Genomic DNA, 21,401 nt, shown 5'->3' with positions numbered 1-21,401 from the left:
GACGGCATGCAGAGCTTGTGGCCCTTTCTGACCCGGGAACTCCGCGATGCGCCGGGGCGGGCGAACTACACCCTGCGCCTGACGCTCAGCTGCGCGGTGCTGATTGTGCTGTTTATGACGCTGCATATTCCCTTCCTCGCCGTCGCGCTGATCGTGGTGTTTTACGTCAGCCAGCCGAACGTCCTGATGATCAAACTGGTGAGCGTGGTTTTCGTGGTGACCGTCAGCGTCGCGCTGGGCGGCGTGCTGCTGATTATAAATGGACCTATGACTATCCGCTGATCCGTCTGGTCGCCTCGGTGATCCTGTTCTTCTGCGCCATTTACCTGATGCGGGTGCTCGGCAAGCTCGGGCTGGCGTTTTTCGTGGTGGCGCTGGCGGTCATCTACGCCCAGACCTTCCCGTCGATGACCAGCCAGAGCGAAATTCTGGTGCGCCTGCTGCTGTGGCTATGGGTGGCGATCAACACCGCGATTCTGGTGACCCTGCTGGTCAACGCCTGTTTCCAGCAGGCCTTTCCCGGCTATCAGTTTAAAGCCCGGCTGGTGGTGATGCTCCGCCAGACGGCGCGGCTCCTGAGCCAGCCGGACGATGGCACGCCACCGCCCACCGTTACCGAGATTGCCGGGCAGTTTAACCAACTGCGGTCCCTGTATCAGCAGGCCGCGCGCGCCACGCCGGAGATTGCCGCCAGCCCGCAGGCCTGGCTGTCGCTGATGGCCGCCGCGCTGAGCTGCTCTCATTTGACGGCGCTGCTCCAGCCGGGCGACGACCATCCCGATGCGCGACGGCAGATAGCCAGCCAGCTTAACGCGCTGGCGGATAATCTGCCCGCGGCGGCGGAGGTCCAGCCGCTGATTGTCCCGCGCAACGGCGCCAACAGCGCCATTTTGCAGGAAATCGCCGAGGTTCTGGCGCGGCTGGCGCGCGGCGAAACCATCCCGCTGCCGCAGGGCGAAGTGGAAAAAGCGCCGCTGCTTTTGCCGGACGCGTGGTCCAATCCGGCCTATCTGCACTTTGCCCTGAAAACGCTGCTGGCGACGCTGCTGTGCTACGTTTTTTACACCGCCGCCGACTGGCAGGGCATCCACACCATCATGCTGAGCTGCGTGATCGTCGCCCAGCCGGGCCTGGGCGCCACCATGCAGAAAACGTGGCTACGCATTGGCGGCGCGCTGCTGGCCACGCTGATTGCGCTGCTTCTGATCGTCTTTGTGCAGCCCTGGACCGATTCGCTGAGCGGCCTGCTGGCGATGACCCTACCGGTCTTCGCGCTGGCGGCGTGGATTGCGGCGGGGTCGGAGCGCATCGCCTACGCCGGCATTCAGATAGGCTTTACCTTCGCGCTGGCATTCCTGAGCTGGTTTGGCCCGCTCAGCAACCTTACCGAGCTGCGCGACCGGGTTATCGGCATCCTGCTCGGCGTACTGGTTTCCTCCATTGTTCATCTCTATTTATGGCCCGATAGCGAAGCGCCGCAGCTGAAAGCGCGTCTGGCCCAGCTTTATCGCCAGCTGGCGCAAACCCTCGCCGCCCGCGACGATGAGGTTCAGCAGGTACCGCTGTTTGCCGCGCTGACCGAGAGCGAAACCTTAATCAACCGGGTGGCCGCCGAGCCGCTGGGAACCTATGCGCACCCGTGGCCGGAAGCCAAAAGCTGGCCGGCGCGGGCAACCTTTCGTCAGGCAGAGGAGATCCTGCGCCTCAGCGAAGGCTATCGCCTCTACGCCGCGCCGGAAGATACCTTTTTAGCCCGCTGCGCCCGGCGGCTTGAAGCCTACGCCAGCGATATCGATGCGCAGCAAAATACCGTTGAGCGCGTTCAGGCGCAGCAGCCGGATCCGGCGAATCCGTTCGGCGCGCCGCTGGTCAATGCGCTGGCCGCGCTGCCCACGTGGCCGCTTGCGTCTTCCGTTATTCCGCGACAGGCAACCCGATCATGACGAAAACCACTCCTCTTCCGCGCGTCTGGCGCTCCCTGGCGCTTGCCTTCGCCCTCACGCAATTAGCCGGCTGCGCGTTAATTCAGGACGATCCCGGCCAGGTACCGCTGGTCAACCCGCAGCAGGCCGAGCTGGCGCAGGTGATCCACCTGGCGAACAGCGGCTGGCCGACGGCGCGGTGGTGGGAAGGCTATCAGGATCCCCAGCTCAATATGCTGGTTAATCGCGCGCTGCAGAACTCCCCCACCATGCAGGCGGCGCGGCTGCGTATTTCGCAATCGCAGTCCACGGTTGAGCTGGCGCAGTCGGCAATGGGCGTTCAGGCCACCGCCGTGGCGGCGCAAAACCGCCTGCGGGTAACCAATAAACAGTTTACCTGGCCCTACTCCTTCTCCCTGCCGGTGGATAAAAACGGCCCCTGGTACACGCTGAATACGGTCGGCGTCGGAGCGACGCTGAATATCGATTTATGGGGCGCCGACCGCGCCCGCGTCGCCGCCGCGATTGGCGAAAAGAACGCCCGCCAGGCGGAGACCGCCGGTATCGAGCTGGATCTCGCCAGCAGCGTGGCTCAGCTCTATTTCGCGATGCAGGCAACTTTTCAGAAAATCGAATTACTCAACCAGCTGGAGGCTATCGCCCGCCTCTCGGTGCAGGCGCACGAGCATCGTACCGCGCGCGGCGTCGAGGATAGCGTCGATGTCGCCAATGCCCAGGAGGAGCTGCTGGCGGCGCAGCAGCAGGTGATTACGGCGCAGGGGACGCTGACGCAGTACCGGGAAACCCTGCGGGCGCTGATCGGCGCCGATGCGCATAGCATGCCGGAGATTCACCCCGTGGCGCTGCCGACGCTGCAGGAAACGCTCCCGGACTCGCTCTCGTTTGAGCTGCTGGCCCGCCGCCCTGACCTGCAGGCGCTGCGCGGCTACGTTAGCGCTTCCATGAGCCAGGTGGACGCGGCAAAAGCGGCCTTTTACCCGCACTTTGATATCAAGGCCTTCTGGGGCTACAACGCGCTGAGCGTCGGCGATCTGTTTAAGTCCTCATTCCAGCAGATCAATATACTGCCGGGGCTCTATTTACCGCTGTTTGACGGCGGGCGCTTAAACGCCAACCTGAAATCGACGCGTACGGCGAGCAATATTTTGATTAAGCAGTACAACCAGGCGGTGCTGGACGCGGTGCGCGACGTGGCGATTAGCTCGAGCCAGCTGAACGATTTGAACCAGCAGGCCGCCCTGCAGCAGCAGAAAGTGACGGCGGCGATGGTGACCACCCGCAGCGCTAGCGCGCACCATCAGCGCGGGCTGGTCAGCTACTATGCGGCGCAGGAGGCGCGTCGCCCGGCCATCGCGCAGCAGCTTTTGCTGCTGGATATCCAGGCCCAGCGGCTCAGTACCGATATCACCTTGATTAAAGCGCTGGGCGGCGATTATCGCGGCCCGGCGCTGAGCGAGAACGCCCCATCGCGCTAGCTTAACAGGCGCCATTCGCGCGCCTGGTTTACCGCCTGGATGCGCCCCTTCACCTGCAGCTTTTCATACAGCTGCTTAAGGTGCCATTTGACGGTTTCCGCCGAAATGCCCAGCTCGCGCGCCACGCCCTTGTTGGAATGGCCGCTGGCAATTAAACGCAGGGTCTGCTGCTCCCGTTCAGTCAGCCGCAGCGCGGGCGGCTGCGGACGCGCCGTATCAATCACGATACCGGCGGCGGCGAAGCGGGACAGCAAAGCGACGATATCGGCGGTCAGCGCATCATCCGCCGCGCCGCGCTTGTGCATCTCCGCCAGCAGCGCAGCCATCTCTTCCCTCCCCTCCAGCAGGCTGCGCCACAGCCCCTGACGCAGCGCGCGCGCAAGCGCCGGTCGGCAGACAGCCATCGCCTGCTCCCGCTCGCCGGCACGCCAGAGGGCAAGCGCCTGTTTGAGCCGCAAACGCACGGCGAATAGCCACTCGCCGCTGGTTTCCCGCACGCCGGCCAGCGTATCCAACAGCCGGGCGGCGGCCTGAGGTTCGCCGGCGGCGATAAGGAGACGGCTCTGGCTGAGCGCGATATATCCGCCGGCAGCCTCCGTCTGGCTAAGGGTCTGCAGGCGAAGCAGCAGCGCGTCGGCGGCCAGTTTGTCGCCCGCGTGAAGGGCAACGGCAATCCGCTCCGCCAGCAGCGGAGCCTGCGCCCGCAGCCAGCCGCGCTGGGCCGCCAGCCCTTCGGCATGCAGTAATAGTGATTCGGCTTCCGCCAGTCTCCCCATTTCACGGGCCTGACGGGCCAGGATGATATAGCCGCGGCTAAGGCCGTCGGGCGGACAGAAGTTGTCGATGGTCTCCAGACGCGGAACCAGCAGGCTTTGCGCCTGCTCGCCCTTCCCTTGCTCCCAGGCTATCTCGGCGAGAATGGGCGCCAGGGTAGCGCCGCTGCTGGCGTTCTCGCCGGTATGCTGCTCCGCATAGCGCAGCGCCCCCGCGGCCTGACGTTCCGCTTCGGCGAGATTCCCCTGGCGCAAATAGCTCTGCGCCATGACAAAGGCCCGGTAGACCGTCACGAACAGGTTGCGGTTAGCAACGCTGACGCCGGATACCCGCTGCTGCACCTCCAGCGCCTGCTGCGGCCGGGAGTCCGCCAGATGGCAGTAGCTGAGGATGTTGCACACCAGGCCATCAACCCAGATATCGCCGCAGGGCACCTCGCGCAGCAGCGGTTCGACAATAGCGATACTGCGGGCAATATTGTCGGCAAAGGCTTCGCAGATCGCGCGAACGACCCGCAGCTTCACCCACGAGCTGTGGGCCAGCGCCCCGCCATGCGCCGCCGATTGCGTCTCAATGGCGTCGAGCAGCTGGCGAGCGTCGCTAAACCGGAAGCGGTGGGCTAACGCCCAGGCCAGATTAAGCTGAAGCTCGATGCGCGACGGGTCGAGATTGGCTGGCAGGTAGCGTATCCACTGCACCAGGGTATCGATATCCCCCTCCTCCGCCAGAGACTGCGCGCCCGCTTCCGCATCCCTGGCCGCCGATTTTCCGGCGGCCAGCGCATGGCGTATCGCCTCGGCCCACAGCTGCTGCGAGGCGAACCAGGCGCTGGCGCGATCGTGCAGCTGGCGAATATCAATATCCCCGCCGTGGCGCAGGCGATGCAGCAGCGCGTCGCGCATCAGCGGGTGATAGCGAAACCAGCGGCCGCTTTCGTCCAGAGCGGAAAGAAACAGATTGTGCTGCGCTATCCACCTCAGCATCTCGCCGCCGTTATGGCGGCCGCAGACGGCATCGCACAGATCCGGATGCAGGCGATTAAGCACGGAGGTATGCAGCAGGAAGTCGAATACTTCGGGCGGCAGCGGCGCGAAAATCACTTCATCCAGATAGCGGGAGATTGACCGCGAGCCGGCGCCGAAGCCCATCGCCGTAGACGCGTCCGGGGAGAGCGCGGCCATTTTCATTCCCGCGACCCACCCTTGTGTGAGCGCGATAAGCCGGGGGATCGCCTGCGGATCCAGCCCCGACGCGCCAGCGAAATAAGCGCGGGCTTCGCTGGGGTTAAAGCGCAGCTCCGGATCATAGACCTCCAGCAGCTGGTCCTGCATATGCAGACGGCTCAGGGCTAAAGGCGGCTGACTACGGCTACCGATGAGCAGATGCAGCGCCGGCGGCGCATGGTGCAGCAGCCAGCTCATTCCCTGATGAATCGCCGGGTCGCTGATGCACTGATAGTCGTCGAGGATCAGGTACAGCGGGTGCGGGCACTGATTAAGCTGATTAACGAGCTCAGCAAAGAACAGGGGGAGCTCGGCCGGAAGCTCGCCTTGTAACAGATGCAGAAACGACGGGCTCCACCCCTGCCACAGCGGCCGCAGCGCCTCCTGTAGATAGCGCATAAACAGCAGCGGCGCGTTGTCGTCCTCTTCAAGGCTCAGCCAAGCCAGCGCATCCCCTTGTCGAAGGCGGTGCCGGTACCACTGCGCCAGTAGGGTGGTTTTGCCAAACCCGGCGGGCGCGCGCAGCAGGGTTAAACGGCGGGAAACGGCGCCGTCGAGGCGCTGCAGCAGGCGCTCCCGCGACAGCAGGCTTTCCGGCGTACGGGGCGGCGTAAAGCGCGTGGAAATAAGCGGCAGCGTCCCGGTGAAACGTAAAGGTTCCTGATGAACAAACGCTGTCAGTGAATCATCCGCCGAGGGTAAAAAAGCCATACCGCGATTACTCCTTAAATCCAGTCCGTACGCTCATTATCCCCCCCATCAGGGGGGTAGGCCACGCTTATTGCGCCCGATAGAGTAGTGCCATTCGCCGCAGCGGCTACGACGACATCGGCCGCGGGCCTCCCTGGTTTATTAATCAGTACAAGGTGAGTACAGACATGGCTATCGAAAATAAAGTTGCGCTGGTGACCGGCGCCGGTCAGGGCATTGGTCGCGGTATCGCGTTGCGTCTGGCTAAAGACGGCGCGTCGGTGATGCTGGTCGACGTGAACCCGGAAGGGATTGCCGCCGTCGCCGCCGAAGTGGAAGCGCTGGGGCGTAAAGCGGTCACCTTCGTCGCTAACATCGCCGACCGCGCGCAGGTATACGCCGCCATTGATGAAGCGGAAAAACAGCTGGGCGGCTTTGATATTATCGTGAACAACGCCGGGATCGCCCAGGTTCAGGCGCTGGCCGATGTGACGCCTGAAGAAGTGGACCGCATCATGCGCATCAACGTTCAGGGTACCCTGTGGGGCATTCAGGCGGCGGCGAAAAAATTCATCGATCGTCAGCAGAAAGGGAAAATCATCAACGCCTGCTCTATCGCCGGTCATGATGGTTTCGCGCTGCTGGGCGTCTATTCCGCCACCAAATTTGCCGTACGCGCCCTGACGCAGGCAGCGGCGAAAGAGTACGCCAGCCGCGGCATCACGGTAAACGCCTACTGTCCGGGGATTGTGGGAACCGGAATGTGGACCGAGATCGATAAGCGCTTCGCCGACATTACCGGTGCGCCGGTGGGCGAAACCTATAAAAAATACGTGGAAGGCATCGCCCTTGGCCGCGCCGAAACGCCGGACGATGTGGCAAGCCTGGTATCTTATCTGGCAGGCCCGGACTCCGATTATGTTACCGGTCAGTCGATTCTGATCGATGGCGGTATTGTTTACCGTTAAGGGATAAACCCGGCGCAGAACGCGCCGGGTTTTTGCGGGATTACGCGTTAGCCGCGGGCTCCTGCGGCTTGTCGCTGCGGGTGTTTTCCAGCATCCGGCGAACCGGAACAATCAGCAGGCACAGCACCGCGGCGCAGATCAGCAGCGCAATGGAGCAGCGTGCGAACAGGTCAGGCAGCATATCCAGCTGATCGGCCTTAACGTGCCCGCCAATCAGGCCCGCCGCCAGGTTACCCAGGGCGCTGGCGCAGAACCACAGCCCCATCATCTGGCCGCGCATTCTTTCCGGCGCCAGCAGGGTCATGGTCGCCAGGCCAATCGGGCTAAGGCACAGCTCCCCCAGCGTCAGCATCAGAATACTGCCCACCAGCCACATCGGCGAAACGCCCGCGCCGTTGTTGCTCAGGACGTTTTGCGCCGCCAGCATCATCAGACCAAAGCCCGCCGCCGCGCATAAAATACCGATAACAAACTTAGTGATGCTGCTCGGACGGACATTTTTGCGCGCCAGCGCAGGCCATGCCCAGCTGAATACCGGCGCCAGCAAAATAATAAACAGGGCGTTGATCGACTGGAACCACACCGCCGGGATCTCGAAGGAGCCGAGCATACGGTTGGTATAGTCGTTAGCGAACAGGTTAAACGAGGTCGGTTTCTGCTCAAACGCTGACCAGAAAAAGGCGGCGGAGATGAGCAGGATAAAGCATACCAGCAGGCGGGCGCGCTCTTTGCGGCTCAGTCCGGCGAAGACGAACAGGTAGATAAAATAGAGCACCACCGACGCCGCAATCACGTAGACCAGCACGCTGGCGACCGCCACCGGGTTAATCACGATAACGCCCTGGGCAATCAACGCGATGATAACCGCCACGCCGACCGTCAGCGCCAGCAGCCATGCGCCGACGCCGTTTCGTTTCACTACCGGGCTGTTCCAGGTGGAGTCGAGGCCGACTTCGCTGTCGTAGCGTTTCATCGCCGGAACGGCAAAGACGCGGAAGATAATCAGCGCGACCAGCATCCCGATGCCGCCAATGCCGAAGCCCCAGTGCCAGCCGTGAGATTTAATCAGCCAGCCGGAGATCAGCGGGGCGATAAACGACCCCATGTTGATGCCCATATAGAACAGCGAGAAGCCGCCGTCGCGGCGCGCATCGCCTTTCTTGTACAGCGTACCGACCATCACCGAAATACAGGTTTTGAACAGGCCGGAACCGAGCACGATAAACATCAGGCCGATAAAGAACAGGCTATCCCCCATCACCGCCGACAGCGCGATGGAGAGATGGCCGAGGGCGATCAGAATCGAGCCGTACCAGACCGCCTTTTGTTGCCCGAGCCAGTTATCCGCCAGCCAGCCGCCGGGCAGCGCGGCAAGATACATGGTCCCGGCAAAGATCCCGACAATGGCCGACGCGTTCTCGCGCGCCAGCCCCATCCCGCCGTCATAGACGGTGGCCGCCATAAACAGGATCAGTAATGGTCGAATACCGTAAAACGAGAACCGTTCCCACATTTCGGTGAAAAACAGCGAACCGAGGGGGTAAGGATGACCAAAAAAGGTCCGAGTTTCATTTTTATTAACAGAGGAATGCATAACTTCTCCCAAAGATGTCCGCAGCGCTTTAACGCAGCGGAAAGCGTGTTGGCCTTTTATACACAAGGCCAATCATTCACATTTAATGTGACGTAATTTAACCATTTGATAACCTAATAATGGTCCTGTCTAGTCCCTTCCCCCAACTTTTTAGATGAAAAGTCGACAAACGTCTACTTTTACAGATTTAAAGTTGGCGAGAGAGGAAATGTGATTGACAGAGGCATTCATGACAAAAATAATACTTTTTCATTTATTTACAAGGAGTTAAGAAATCACCCTGGCAACTTCATCCCGCCAGAAAACCCGGGCGATAAAAGGGGTAAAAGCGGGAAAAAACAGCATTAATGGGGGCTTTATTGAGTAATGCCGTTTAATGACATTCTCATCGACTCAAACCAGGAGGAACTCGCGGCAGGGAATATTCCAACCTGCAGCCGGAAGAACGATCGAAGCGAGCATCCCGGCTCATTGGCCCATTGACGGAGAGGAGATATTACAGATAGCGGATCAAAAAGACGATAAGCTCCTCAATCAGCTGTGGCTTCATGACTCTAAAAATATACTTAAACTTTTTATGGGATATTTTTACAATGCGCCATTTCGCTTTTGATGCCGTCAGCCGCAGGGTGAGCCTGACTTTCAGCGACAGGCTTTCTTCAGATACAATAATCCGCACTTTATTTCTTGCGTAGTCATATTTGAAACTAATATCAAAAAAGAAACCATCGTTTGCCACGGTGATTTTTTTAGCATCACCAAAAGAACCCTTGGTAACTTTATTATCAGGATTTGCTTTTAGATGTGACAATATTGAGACATATAAGCACACGAATTTTATTTTAAACTCACGCCGCTGTCGCTTTATCTCCTCCTTTTCCTTCCTTAATCTTTCCAGGCTATTTGTCATCGAACTCATTTATTGTTCCTGCCATATGATTTATATCCTATATAATCACCAGCGAGGTTTTTAAGACAGGATAGCATCACGATAATTCTCCATGCGAATAATCAGACAACGCCTCAGAATATTATTTCTGTAGCGTTCGGTAGTATCCGCTCATTATGGCTCGCATAATGACAATATATAAAATATGGTTTTTATTGCCATAACGCGATTCTGACATAAAGATTGAAATAAAATCCACTTTTTATTTCATTGGACATGTTTTTCAGAAGTTTCGCGTTACATTTTAAATGTCCGCGCGCTAAGAATTATATTAGCTACGCGCATAATGTATTGAAAACTTTTAAAAAGGGAGAGAACCAGTAACCGTTTGTTCGTTGACGGATAAGCCGATGCTCCCGATGGCATACAGAAACGTTTAGGGGCTATACCCTTCAGGGGGTATCTTTCCTGTACGCCACTATCAACGACGCTTTAATCCAGCGCGCTTTAATTGCGCTATATTCGGGAGAAGCCGTCACTTTCTCCAGCGCCGGATTGATACGCGGCGCAATACCGAGCCCTTTACCGTAGTACTCCGGATCGGTGCGCCTCTGCCGGAACAGAACGCTAGAGGTGCGCCTCTTCATCCAGGGAGATCACCTGAATGCCGGCATTACGATACGCCTGAACGTCATCGGGCAGACGATCGACCACCACGGTATCAATCCGATCCGCGGCGGTAAACTGGGCAAGCGAGGTATTATTCAGCTTGCTATAGTCGCAGACGATAATCACCTGGCTGGCGTGTTCAACCATGCCGCGTTTCGTTTCTGCCAGCATGATATCGGCCACGCAGGCGCCGTGTTTCAGCGACAGCGAATTGGCGCCCATAAACGCTTTATCGACGTTCAGGGTATCAAGAATGGAGCGTCCGTTGATCGCCACCACGCAGTGGTACCCCTTCTTCACGATCCCGCCCAGCAGAATGGTTTGAATCGAGGGGCTGGCTTCCAGCTCGCGGGCGATTTGGTAATCGTTGGTGACCACCGTGACGTTTTGTCGGTCGCGAATATTGCGCGCGATATGCAGGGTCGTCGTGCCGGTATCCAGCACGATAATGTCGCCATCCTCAACCAGCGCCGCTGCGCGCTGGCCGATCCGCTCTTTCGCGCTGAGGTTGACAATTTCACGCGCGTCCGACGCCTGTTCAAAGCTCGCCCGCGTGCGAAGGACGGCGCCGCCGTGGGTACGGGTCAGCAGTCCCTCCTCTTCCAACTGGCGGAGATCGGCACGAATGGTGGCGCCAGATACATTAAAGACGTCACACATCTCAGAAACAGCCACTTTGCGTTTTTCCCTGAGAATACTGAGCAACTTCTCCTGTCTTTCTTCTGCAAACATTCTGCCTCTCTCTTATTTACGGCACGTTACGCGCGACGCGGCGCTGGCTTACCGTTGCTTATCAGTCGGGTCCTGCGCTCAGGGCATCCAGCCTGTCGTATAAGGCGGCGGATTGCCGGTAGAGCGTATCAAAAAGCTCGCTGCAGGCGTGGTAATAATCCCGCAGACGGGGATCCGGCGAAATCAGCTTACCGAACTGCACCGTCTGCCTCACGCCGCTGGCAAAATCCGCGTACAGCCCCGCGCCAACCCCGGCGATAATACCGCATCCGGTGACGCCATTCTCCTGGTTGCGCGTAGATAATATCGGAAGATTGTACGCCGCGGCTTTGATTTCAAGCCACAGCGGGCTGCGCGCGCCGCCGCCGGAAGCGATCATTTGTTGCGGATATTGCCCGCACGCCTGCAGCTGGCGCAGATTGCGCCAGGACGCAAAGGCCACCCCTTCCAGGACCGCGCGGAATAAATGACCGCGGCGATGCTTGCGCTGCAGGCCGAAGAACTGCGCCCGCGAGTTCGTGTGTTCGGCCAGGCGCTCTCCCGTCAGATAGGGAAGAAAGAGCAGCCCTTCCGCACCGGCCGGCACCGCCGCCGCTTCCTGCAAAAGCTGCGGGTGGGTAATCTGGTTATCGGCAAGCGCCAGCCGCGCCCAGCGGACGGCATCGCCGCCGGCGTCGAGAATCGTAAATCCGCCCCAGGCCGCGTTAGCCAGATGAAGGTTATTGACCAGCGGGTGGCGTAACGGCCGCGGCGACACCACGGTGATCAGCGTCGACGTGCCGGTGGAGTCGGACGCCATCCCCGGCTCATATACTCCCGAGCCCAGCAGAGAGGCCGCCATGTCCGACGTACCGGCAACCACCGGGATCCCTGGAGGCAGGCCCGTCAGGCCGGCGGCGCGTGGGGTTACCTGGCCGATAATGTCGCTGGAAAGTTTGAGGTCCGGTAGCTGATCGACCCGCAGGCCAAACGTTTCGCAGGCTTGCGAAGACCAGGCGCGGGTTTCGCTGTCCATCAGGAAATAGCAGGACGCCTCGCTATAGTCGGTCGCCAGGGCGCCGGTCAGCATGAAATTAATATAGTCCTTCGGCATTAACACTTTGGCGAGCTGCGGCCAGCGCTCCGGATGATGTTCACGCCACCAGGCTAATTTGAAAGCGGGCCACGCCGCCGCGGGTGGATTATTTAAATGCGCCAGCCACTTTTCCCGCCCTTCGCGCGCGGTAAAAGCTTCCACCTGCGGCTGGCTGCGCTTGTCATTCCACAGCAGCGCCCTGTCCTCCACCAGCTCGCCGCGATCGTCCAGCAGGACGGTGCCGTGCATCTGCCCGCAGGCGCCAATAACCGCAATCTGCGCAGCCGTTTCAGGATAGCGGTAAAGCACCTCGCGTATACAGTCGCAGGCGGCCTGCCACCATAAAGACGGGGCCTGTTCTGACCAACCCGCACGCGACGTGGTCTGTTCATACTCTCTTTGCGCAAAGCCGACCATCGTGCCGTCAACGCGCAAAAGAGCGGCGCGGGTACTGCCAGTGCCAACATCAATCGTGAGTATTTTATCTTTCATCACTGACTCCGGTGACGTCTTAAGGCGGGCCATCAGGCCCGCGGTCTCTCAGTTTAATCGGCGTTCAGCTCGGGAAAGCGTTCCGGGTGCTGCTCCAGTTCAGCCAGCACCTTTGTGACCGCGCCATGGCTCATGCCAAAGCGGCGGACGCCAAGCTGGTACAGGGCGCGCACCGTTGCCAGATCGCGAATCCCCCCGGCGCCTTTGATATCGATTCGGCCTTTAAGCTGGTCGGCAATAATGCTGACTTTTTCCACCGTCGCGCCGGTCGGCGCCCAGCCGGTGGAGGTTTTGACCCACTTCATCCCCACCTCTACGGCGATATCGCACACGCGGCGAATCTGCTCCTCATTGAGATAGTGCGTTTCGAGGATCACCTTCGCCGGTACCGGCGCGGCGGCCTCCACCACGCGGCGCAAATCTTCGCGCACATAGTCATAATCGCCGGATAACACTTTGCCGATATTCACCACCATATCCACTTCGCGGGCGCCATCGGCAATCAGCTGCCGCACTTCCTGAACCTTGGTGTCAGTCGCATGCCCGCCGCCGGGAAAGCCGACCGGCCCGCCAATCATCACCTCTCCCGTCCCCTGCTGCGGCAGCAACGTACTGAGAAAACGCGTCCAGCAGGGCAGAACGTGGACGGAAATAATGTTGTATCGGGTTGCCAGCTCGGCGCAGGCGCGAACGTCCGCTTCGGTACTGGTGGCCTGGACTGCGCTCAGGTCGACTAAACGTGCAAAACGACGGGTTGTTTCATTCATGGTTTTATCCTGCTCTTTGTTTTTAGTTGCTTTCATTTAATGCTCTTAATCGGCTTAAATCCATTTAAAAACGCATCAAATGAAAATAACGTGATCAAATTAGCATTTTTTTATTTTCATTTGCTTTTAATTAGCAGACGGGAAATGAGCGATGCCCTTGATGAACGGGCGTAAACGGGCATAAACGGGCGCAAAGGCAATATTGCATTTATTTTTGTTTGTTTTTGTTTATGCCTGAATAACGGGCGAGAGAGCGAAACCGCTGCCGGATATGACGCCAAAATGCGTACGCTGTCACATTGGCCGGCGACAAAACGGTCGCCTTCGCCGGATATTCCGGAGGTCTCAACGCCCTGCGCAAGGGAAAGGTAATCTGATTATGTACTTCAGGAGAGAGCTATGTTGCCGCTGGAACGTCATCGTTTGATTGTTGAACTGCTGGGCCAACGCGGCGTGATGCGGGTGAATGAGATTGCGCAAGCGACTCGGGTCTCCAGGGAAACGATTCGCCGCGATCTGAGCGAGCTGGAACGGAAAGGGATTTTAAATCGGAGCCATGGCGGAGCGCTGGCGGCGGAGAACCCGCTGCCGGCGATCCGAGCGGCGTCGCCCGCCCTGCCGGTCGAAGATAGCCAGGGAAGCTTTCAGCAGAGAACGCTGCTGCACAGCGAAGGAAAAATGCGCGTTGCCCGCAAAGCGCTGCAATGTCTCCAGCCGGGACAGACCATTGTCCTGGACGGCAGCAGCACCAGCTGGTTTTTGGCCCGGCAGATGCCGGAGATGGCGCTAACGGTTATCACGCCTTCTATCCGCATTTTGCAAACGCTGATGAGCAGACGCTCGTTGCATCTCGTGGGACTAGGGGGCGATTTTTCCCCGACCGAGGAGGCGTTCTTCGGTGAAACCGCCTCACGAACGCTGCGCGAGTACGCCGTCGATACGCTCTTTTTCTCCTGCCAGGGGCTGGAGCGCGATAGCGGTTTATATGCGGGTACGGAAGCCCACGCCGCCCTGTTGAAACAGATGATGCTGGCCGCCCGTCAGACCGTGGCATTGGTCGACGGCAGCAAGCTGGGGCGAACAGGCGTCGCGCGGATCGGCGGATTGGGCGAGCTGGACTGTTTAATCACCGAAAAGTTTGTCGATCCGCTGCTGGAAAAAGAGATGACCTGGCATAACGTCGGGCTACAGATCGCCTGAGTACGCCGTCATGACGTGACGGTGACTACGCGCATTGTCGAAACGCTGCTTCCCGCGGCAGGGCCAGACTTTGCCTGAAATCAGCCACTACCGGAATAAAAGAGGCCTTATGCGTTATTACCTTTCTCCCTCGCTCATGTGTATGGACATGATGAAGCTGGCGGAACAGCTGCACTTTTTAAACGGCAAAGCCGACAGGCTGCACGTCGACGTGATGGACGGGCACTATGTGAAAAACCTGGCGCTATCGGCCAGCTTTGTGGCGCAGATTCGGCCCTATACGTCGCTTCCCATTGATGTCCACCTGATGGTCGAAGAGCCCGACCCGTTTATCCCGGCGCTGATAGAAGCCGGAGCAGACGCCATTTCCCTGCATCCGGAAACCATCTGCCGCGAAGCTTTTCGGGTCATCAATATGCTTCGCCAGGTGGGGAAAGAGGTGGGGATGGTGCTTAATCCCGCCACGCCGGTTGAGAGCATCCAGCACTATCTGCATCTGCTCGATAAGGTCACGGTGATGACCGTCGATCCGGGCTATGCCGGTCAGCCGTTTATTCCCGAAATGACCGCCAAAATCGCGCAGCTTCATCAGTTAAAAGAGAGCCGCAGCCTCAACTTCTTGCTGGAAGTCGACGGCTCATGTAACCGCAACACCTACCGTGAGCTGCTGGGAGCCGGGGCGCAGGTATTGGTGATGGGCAGCAGCGGTTTATTCCGCCCGGATATGCCGCTCGAGCAGGCCTGGGAAAAAATGTCCCGGGATCTGTCCGCCGCGCTGCACTCCCCCGAGCACGTATAAAGGAGCGAATGATGTCAGGAAAAGTCTGTGTTTTTGGTTCATTCAATTTCGACATGGTGGCCAGAGTGGAGCGCTTTCCGGTGCCGGGCGAGTCGTTAGTGGCCTGCGGGAGCATGACCAGCGCCGGCGGAAAAGGGGCGAACCAGGCCACCGCCGCGCTAAAAGCGGGGGCGAATGTCCACTATATCGGCAAGATTAGCAATGATACCTTCGGCCATTTTGCCCGTCGTCATCTGAAGAGCGTGGGGTTTAACGCCGTGACGCTGCTGGTCGCCGAAGACGTCCCCACCGGCAATGCGCTGATTTATGTGGCCGGCAACGATGCCGAAAACATGATTGCCGTCGACCCCGGCGCGAATATGACGGTGACCGATGATGAAATCGCCGGCTGCATTCCCGCTATCGGCTGCGCGGATGTGGTGCTGGTTCAGCTGGAGAATAATCTTTCCGCCATTGAACAGGTCGTTGACGCTGCGAAAGCAGCCGGGGCCTTCGTGGTGCTCAATCCCGCCCCCTGGCAGCCCGTTGAGCACGCCTTTCTAAGCAAAGTGGATTTGCTCACGCCGAACGCCACGGAGGCCGGGTTAATGACCGGGCGCCGGGTTGACTCTCTGGCGGCCGCGGCCGAGGCCGCCGATGCGCTGCATGCCCAGGGCGCGCGCAACGTCATTATCACCCTCGGCGCAAAGGGCGCACTGCTGAGCGAGCAGGGCGTGAAATCCCCTGTTCCGTGCTTTCCTTCTCATCCCCGCGATACCACCGGCGCGGGCGATGCCTTTAACGGCGCGCTGGCGGCGCGTCTGGCCTGCGGCGAGCCGCTGCATAGCGCGGCCCGATTTGCGGCGGCCTACGCCGCCGTCAGCGTCGAAAAGCAGGGCGCATCATCTTTACCGGATTACCAGGAGGCACGAGAACGGCTTTTACGTGCCGCCTCTGATTATGAAATGGCTTAAACCCTACTGTATAAAAACCATTAAGAGGATAGCTCAATGAGTACGCTAATCACGGATAAGGTCGATAAAGCGGCGGTCCACAATGAAAAACTGGACACCAGCGCGTATTTACCGCACACCCCCTGGCTGCAATTTTTACTGGTCTGTTGCCTGTTTGCGCTCTGGGGGATGGCGGGCAACCTGAATGATATTTTGATCGCCCAGTTTAAAAAGGGCTTCGATTTAACGGATACCCAGACGGCGCTGGTGCAGTCGATTTTTTTCCTCGGCTACTTCTTTGTCGCCCTGCCTGCGGCGGCGCTGATTAAGCGTTATTCCTATAAAGCGGCGATTGTTATTGGGCTGTGCCTGTACGCCCTCGGCTGTTTCCTGTTCGTCCCGGCCGCGCAGATCATGACCTACGGTGCGTTCCTCGCCTGCCTGGGGGTGATCGCCTGCGGACTCTCTTTTCTGGAAACCTCGGCAAACACCTACTCCAGCCTGCTGGGCCCGATCCACTCTTCCACCCAGCGCATTAACTTTTCGCAGATCTTCAACTCGCTGGGCGTGATTTCCGGCGTGCTGATTGGCCAGGTGATGGTCTTTGGCGAAAACGATCCGAGCCATGAACAGCTGCTGGCGATGCCCGCCGCCGCCGCGGACGCCGCGCGCCATCAGATGGTCGGCCAGGTGGTCGGACCCTATCTGATTATCGGCTCCGTGCTGGTGGTGCTGGCGCTGGTGTTCGTGTTTATTAAATTCCCGTCGTGCAAGGGCACGCCCTCTCAGCAGCAGCAGCTCCCGACGGAAAGCATGGGGCCTACGCTGAAACGCCTGTTTGCCATCCCGCGCTTTCGCCTCGGGATCCTGTCGCAGTTTTTGTACGTCGGCGCCCAGGTTGGCGTATGGAGCTTCACGATTCGCTTTGTGCAGCTCGTGCAGCAGGGCACCAGCGAGCACTCCGCAACCTACTGGCTGCTGGCTTCTCTGGTGATTTACGCCGTGGGTAAAACCGTGGCCACCTGGTTGATGAACCGCCTGAATCCGGCGCTGCTGCTCGGTACCTTTGCCCTGGCCGCCACCGCCCTTTTACTGGTTGCCGTATTCAGCAGTTCAATGCTGGCGGTCTATGCGCTCATTCTGGTCAGCTTCTGTATGGCGCCATGCTGGCCGACAAACTTTGGTCTGGTCATCAAAGGGATGGGGAAAGATACCCAGACCGCAGGCTCGATCGTGGTGATGTCGATTATCGGCGGGGCCGTTATTCCGCTGGTAATGGGCATTATCTCGGATATGAACGGCGGCAATATGCAAATCGCTTTTATCGCCCCACTTGTGTGCTTTGTGTATGTCGCTTTCTACGGTTTCTGGTGCGTGCGTAAGGGGGTATAACATGCGCGAACTGATCAACACGATTGCTCATATTGGCTATCAGGTCAGCGACTTAACACGTTCGCTAGCCTTCTATGAACCGCTGGGCTTTCAGCGCCAGCAGCGGTTTAGCAAACCGTCGCCGCAGGGCGCTATTGAAGTCGCGTTTCTTGAAATGGCGGGCGCCGTCCTCGAGCTGTACCAGCTTCCCGAAGGAACGCCTTTTGACGCCCCTCGCTGCGGTATCGATCATCTGGCGCTGGAAGTCAGCGATCTGGATGCGGTGCAGCAGCGGCTGGCGGCGCTCGGTTATCCGCTTGATGAAGGGCCGATAGAAGAAGACAACGTGCGCTTCCTGCTTATTCGCGGCCCCGATGGCGAACGGCTCGAGTTTGATGCCTTTAAACGCTAAACGGCCGGGCTGATCCCCTTCTCCCTTTTAGGCCCGGTTAACACGGGTCTAAAAGTGGGCTTCCTCAGGCTTTACAAAAGCCTGCCTGCTTCCAGATTTTCGCCCCCCCCACCTGACCTCTCCTGCCTATTGTGCAATGTTACAAAATTGCTTCTGTTTTGTTGATTTTCTATTGTGAGCCATTCGGCAATTTCCTCTCCTGAATTTCCCCAGACTACTTCCAGTCAATACGCAATATCAGGAGAGACAAATGAGCAGCACCTCCGCCGACTTCCAGAATCTGTACCAGGCCCTGAGCCACAGCGCCGCCCGCAGCCCGGATGCCCTGGCGCTGGCGTTTGAGGATCGGCGCTATCTGTACCGCGATTTTCACCTGCGGGTACAGCGAGCGATGGCGCAGCTTGACCAGGTCTGGTCGCTGCGCAAAGGCGATCGAATCCTGCTGGCCTGGGGGAATCATCCCGCTTTTTGCGAAGTCCTTTTTGCCGCGCTTGGTCTGGGCATCGAAGTGGTGCCTTTCAGCACGAAGCTTAAGCAGGCCGAAAGCGAGGAGCTGGTGGGCCATATCGCCCCGCGGGTCGTGCTGTTCGATGCGACCGTGCAGGACTGGCTGAAAAACACCCCCGACGCGCGCGCGGTTTCGCTCAGCGAATGGCAGGCGCTCCCCCTTCCCGAACCGCTGACCCGCCAGCCGGTCCCGGTTAACCGCGACGATACGGCGGTGATGATGTTCACCTCCGGTACCACCGGAGAGCCTAAAGGGGCGATTATCACGCACAATAACCTGCTCTGCGCGATTGACGCCTATACGCAAAAACTGAATCTCACCGCCGCGGATAGCACCATTCTGGCGGTACCTATCTATCACATCACCGGCCTGTCGGCGCTGCTGGCGCTGTTTATTAGCCTCGGCGCGAGCATCTGGCTGCAGCACCGGTTCAACGCCCCGCAGGTGATCGGCACCCTGCGCGAACAGAACATTACCTTTCTGCACGGCTCGCCAACCATCTTTATCCTTCTCTGCCAGGCGGCACGCGAGCAGAGCGCCAGTCATCCTGGCGATTTCCCCGCGTTACGCACGATTGCCTGCGGCGCGGGCCATCTGAGCGATGGACTGATCAACGAGTTAAAAACCCTGTTCCCGCATACGGCGATTCAGCCGATCTACGGGCTCACCGAAACGACCTCACCCGCGACGATTTTTCCGGGCGACGTCTGGGGCAGCGATAAATGCGGCAGTTCGGGCCAGGCGATCCCCGGCCTCGCCATTACGATCCGCAACGATCGCCAGCAGCTCCTCCCCGCCGGGCAAATCGGGCATATCTGGCTAAAAGGCGACGTGGTGATCCGCGAGTACTGGCAGCACAGCGAACGACGCCCGAGCTGCGATGCGCAGGGCTGGTTTTGTACCGGCGACCTGGGCTATCTCGACGATGAAGGCTGGTTGTACATAAAAGACCGCAGCAAGGACATGATCAATCGCGGCGGAGAGAAGATTTACTCGCTGGAGCTGGAAAACATTCTCTCTACCTATCGGGGAGTGCGGGAAGTTGCCGTCATCCCGACCCCCAGCCCGATCTATGGCGAAGAGCCGGTGGCGTTTATCGTGCCGGACGGCCAGCACCACCTGACCAGCGAAGAGATCCTCGGCTGGCTGAAGGTCAAAATCGCCCGCTTTAAGCTGCCGGCGCGCATTATTTTCACCCGCGTTTTACCGCGCACCCATAACGGAAAAGTGAGCAAACAACAGCTCAAAACGCGCCTCGCGGAATCCATCATCACGCTATCAACGGAGGATAAAAAGTGAGCAGAAAATTTATCAACGCCCATCAAGCGGCTCAGTGGGTCGCCAGCGGCGACACCGTCTGTACCGTCGGGATGACGCTAATCGGCGCGGCGGAGTCCATTTTAAGCGCTATCGAAGCGCGCTTTCTGACCGCGGGCGAACCGCGCGACCTGACGCTGCTGCATGCCGCCGGGCAAAGCGATCGCCAGCGCGGCATCCAGCACTTCGCCCACCCGGGTATGGTAACGCGGCTTATCGGCTCGCACTGGGGCCTGGCGCCGCGCTGGATGGCGATGATCAACAACAACGAAGTGGAAGCCTGGTGCCTGCCGCAGGGGCAGATCGTCCATCTCTATAGCGCGATGGCCGCCGGGCTTACCGGGCGGCTTTCCCCCGTCGGGCTCGGTACCTTTGTCGATCCGCGCATGGAAGGCGGGCGGATGAACGCCCGCACCCGCGAACGGCCCGATCTGATCGAGCACGTGACGTTTCGCGGCGACGAATATCTGTTCTACCCGGCCATTCCTCTGGACGTGGTCATTGTGCGCGGCACCCATGCTGATGAAGAGGGCAACCTCACGACCGATGAAGAGGTGATGAAGCTGGAAGTTCTGCACGCGGTTCTCGCCGCCAGACGCTATGGGGCGAAGGTGCTGGCGCAGGTGAAATATCGCGTGGCGAAAGGCTCGCTGCATCCGAAAAGCATCACCGTTCCCGGCAACCTAATCGACGCCATTGTGGTATGCGAAGAGCCACAGACGGATCACCGCCAGACCTCCAGCTGGGACTTCGATCCGGCGCTGTGCGGCGATATCCAGCTTCCCGCCGCGCAGAACGCGCCGCTGCCGCTCGACCTGCGCAAGCTTATCGGGCGGATTGCCTGCCGCTATCTGACGCCCGGCTGCGTCATCAATCTCGGCACCGGCATTCCCAACGACGTTATTGGCGCCATCATTCACGAAGAACGGCTCGGCGAGCAGGTCACCATCACCGTGGAGTCGGGGATCTACGGCGGGCAGCAGGCGGGCGGCGTTGATTTCGGCATCGGTCGTAACCTGAGCGCGATGATAAGCCACCAGGATCAAATGCTCTATTACAACGGCGCGGGGGTCGATATCACCTTTATGGGTGCCGGCGAGATGGACCCGCACGGCCACGTCAACGCCACGCGGCTCGGCGCATCCTGCCCCGGCGCGGGCGGTTTTATCGATATCACCCAGAATGCCCGCCACGTCGTGTTCTGCTCCTCTTTTACCGCCAAAGGGCTGGAGATCGCCTGTGAACAAGGGGCTCTGCATATCCGCCGCGAAGGCGAGGTACGCAAATTCGTCGCCGGGGTGAATCAGGTTTCCTACAACGGCGAGCTGGCCCGCGCCAAAGGACAAACCATGCATTACGTCACCGAACGGGCGGTTTTCGAACTGCGCCCGGAGGGGCCGGTGCTGACGGAAATCGCCCCCGGTATCGATCTTGAGCGCGACATCCTGGCGCATATGGATTTTCGTCCGGCGATCGCCGCGGATCTTCAGGTTATGGACAGCCGCTTGTTCACCCCGCAGCCCTGCGGCCTCGCGGAACATCTGTCCCGGAATTCATCCTCTGACTCATAA

The 21,401-nt window shown here is 59.3% G+C and carries 15 protein-coding genes and 2 pseudogenes; 10 read left to right on the top strand and 7 right to left on the bottom strand.

What is annotated here, in order from left to right; translation table 11 throughout:
* Window positions 1-6: 6 nt before the first annotated feature.
* Window positions 7-1,943, top strand: a pseudogene (locus ABLV30_RS05725) (FUSC family protein).
* A complete protein-coding gene (locus ABLV30_RS05720) occupies window positions 1,940-3,418 on the top strand; it encodes an MdtP family multidrug efflux transporter outer membrane subunit (RefSeq protein WP_049078728.1) in 1,479 nt (492 codons plus the stop codon). The pseudogene ABLV30_RS05725 and the gene ABLV30_RS05720 overlap by 4 nt, the downstream one beginning before the upstream one ends.
* Here the strand turns inward: ABLV30_RS05720 and ABLV30_RS05715 are convergent.
* Window positions 3,415-6,126 carry a LuxR C-terminal-related transcriptional regulator gene (locus tag ABLV30_RS05715; RefSeq protein ID WP_265802143.1) on the bottom strand — a complete coding sequence of 904 codons (2,712 nt, stop codon included), beginning with the start codon at window positions 6,124-6,126 and terminating at the stop codon, window positions 3,415-3,417. The genes ABLV30_RS05720 and ABLV30_RS05715 overlap by 4 nt on opposite strands.
* Window positions 6,127-6,293: 167 nt before the next feature.
* Here ABLV30_RS05715 and ABLV30_RS05710 point away from each other — a divergent pair, with 167 nt between their 5' ends.
* Window positions 6,294-7,073, top strand: coding sequence for an acetoin reductase (locus ABLV30_RS05710; RefSeq protein ID WP_186006789.1), 780 nt, complete (start codon window positions 6,294-6,296; stop codon window positions 7,071-7,073).
* Window positions 7,074-7,113: 40 nt separating this feature from the next.
* Here the strand turns inward: ABLV30_RS05710 and ABLV30_RS05705 are convergent, their stop codons facing one another.
* The 6 genes and pseudogenes from ABLV30_RS05705 to deoC form a co-directional block, all read right to left on the bottom strand.
* Complete coding sequence (locus ABLV30_RS05705; RefSeq protein ID WP_004124798.1) at window positions 7,114-8,667, bottom strand: peptide MFS transporter; 1,554 nt, start codon at window positions 8,665-8,667, stop codon at window positions 7,114-7,116.
* Window positions 8,668-9,163: 496 nt separating this feature from the next.
* The gene (locus tag ABLV30_RS05700; RefSeq protein WP_009654947.1) at window positions 9,164-9,586 is read right to left on the bottom strand and encodes a hypothetical protein; all 423 of its coding nucleotides are present in this window, start codon (window positions 9,584-9,586) and stop codon (window positions 9,164-9,166) included.
* A gap of 422 nt (window positions 9,587-10,008) precedes the next feature.
* Window positions 10,009-10,170, bottom strand: a pseudogene (locus tag ABLV30_RS05695) (hypothetical protein); the annotation flags it as partial.
* A 13-nt stretch (window positions 10,171-10,183) separates the two neighbouring features.
* Window positions 10,184-10,957, bottom strand: a complete 774-nt coding sequence (locus tag ABLV30_RS05690; RefSeq protein ID WP_009654966.1) for a DeoR/GlpR family DNA-binding transcription regulator — start codon at window positions 10,955-10,957, stop codon at window positions 10,184-10,186.
* Window positions 10,958-11,018: 61 nt separating this feature from the next.
* Entirely contained in the window at window positions 11,019-12,524 is a 1,506-nt protein-coding gene (locus tag ABLV30_RS05685) for an FGGY-family carbohydrate kinase (protein ID WP_025106036.1), read from the bottom strand.
* A 53-nt stretch (window positions 12,525-12,577) separates the two neighbouring features.
* Entirely contained in the window at window positions 12,578-13,327 is a 750-nt protein-coding gene (gene deoC / locus ABLV30_RS05680) for a deoxyribose-phosphate aldolase (RefSeq protein ID WP_046876706.1), read from the bottom strand.
* Between the two features lie 363 nt (window positions 13,328-13,690).
* Here deoC and ABLV30_RS05675 point away from each other — a divergent pair, with 363 nt between their 5' ends.
* The 7 genes from ABLV30_RS05675 (at window position 13,691) to ABLV30_RS05645 (ending at window position 21,401) form a co-directional block, all read left to right on the top strand.
* On the top strand, window positions 13,691-14,491 hold the full coding sequence (locus ABLV30_RS05675; protein ID WP_025106034.1) for a DeoR/GlpR family DNA-binding transcription regulator: 801 nt from the start codon (window positions 13,691-13,693) through the stop codon (window positions 14,489-14,491).
* 109 nt (window positions 14,492-14,600) lie between these two features.
* A complete protein-coding gene (alsE, locus tag ABLV30_RS05670; protein ID WP_265802141.1) occupies window positions 14,601-15,290 on the top strand; it encodes a D-allulose 6-phosphate 3-epimerase in 690 nt (229 codons plus the stop codon).
* A gap of 11 nt (window positions 15,291-15,301) precedes the next feature.
* Window positions 15,302-16,243: a ribokinase gene (locus tag ABLV30_RS05665; protein WP_265802147.1), complete on the top strand. Its 942-nt coding sequence runs from the start codon at window positions 15,302-15,304 to the stop codon at window positions 16,241-16,243.
* A 36-nt stretch (window positions 16,244-16,279) separates the two neighbouring features.
* The gene (gene fucP, locus ABLV30_RS05660) at window positions 16,280-17,614 is read left to right on the top strand and encodes an L-fucose:H+ symporter permease (protein WP_265802140.1); all 1,335 of its coding nucleotides are present in this window, start codon (window positions 16,280-16,282) and stop codon (window positions 17,612-17,614) included.
* 1 nt (window position 17,615) lies between these two features.
* Window positions 17,616-18,005 carry a VOC family protein gene (locus tag ABLV30_RS05655; protein ID WP_265802139.1) on the top strand — a complete coding sequence of 130 codons (390 nt, stop codon included), beginning with the start codon at window positions 17,616-17,618 and terminating at the stop codon, window positions 18,003-18,005.
* Window positions 18,006-18,255: 250 nt separating this feature from the next.
* Window positions 18,256-19,812 carry a class I adenylate-forming enzyme family protein gene (locus ABLV30_RS05650; protein WP_064404203.1) on the top strand — a complete coding sequence of 519 codons (1,557 nt, stop codon included), beginning with the start codon at window positions 18,256-18,258 and terminating at the stop codon, window positions 19,810-19,812.
* Entirely contained in the window at window positions 19,809-21,401 is a 1,593-nt protein-coding gene (locus ABLV30_RS05645) for a CoA-transferase (RefSeq protein ID WP_265802138.1), read from the top strand. The genes ABLV30_RS05650 and ABLV30_RS05645 overlap by 4 nt, the downstream gene beginning before the upstream one ends.

It is taken from the genome of Klebsiella sp. CN_Kp113, assembly GCF_040064585.1.
GTDB lineage: Bacteria > Pseudomonadota > Gammaproteobacteria > Enterobacterales > Enterobacteriaceae > Klebsiella > Klebsiella michiganensis.
The sequence above is the reverse complement of the archived record's forward strand: the minus strand, read 5'-3'. Positions and strand labels throughout refer to the sequence as shown.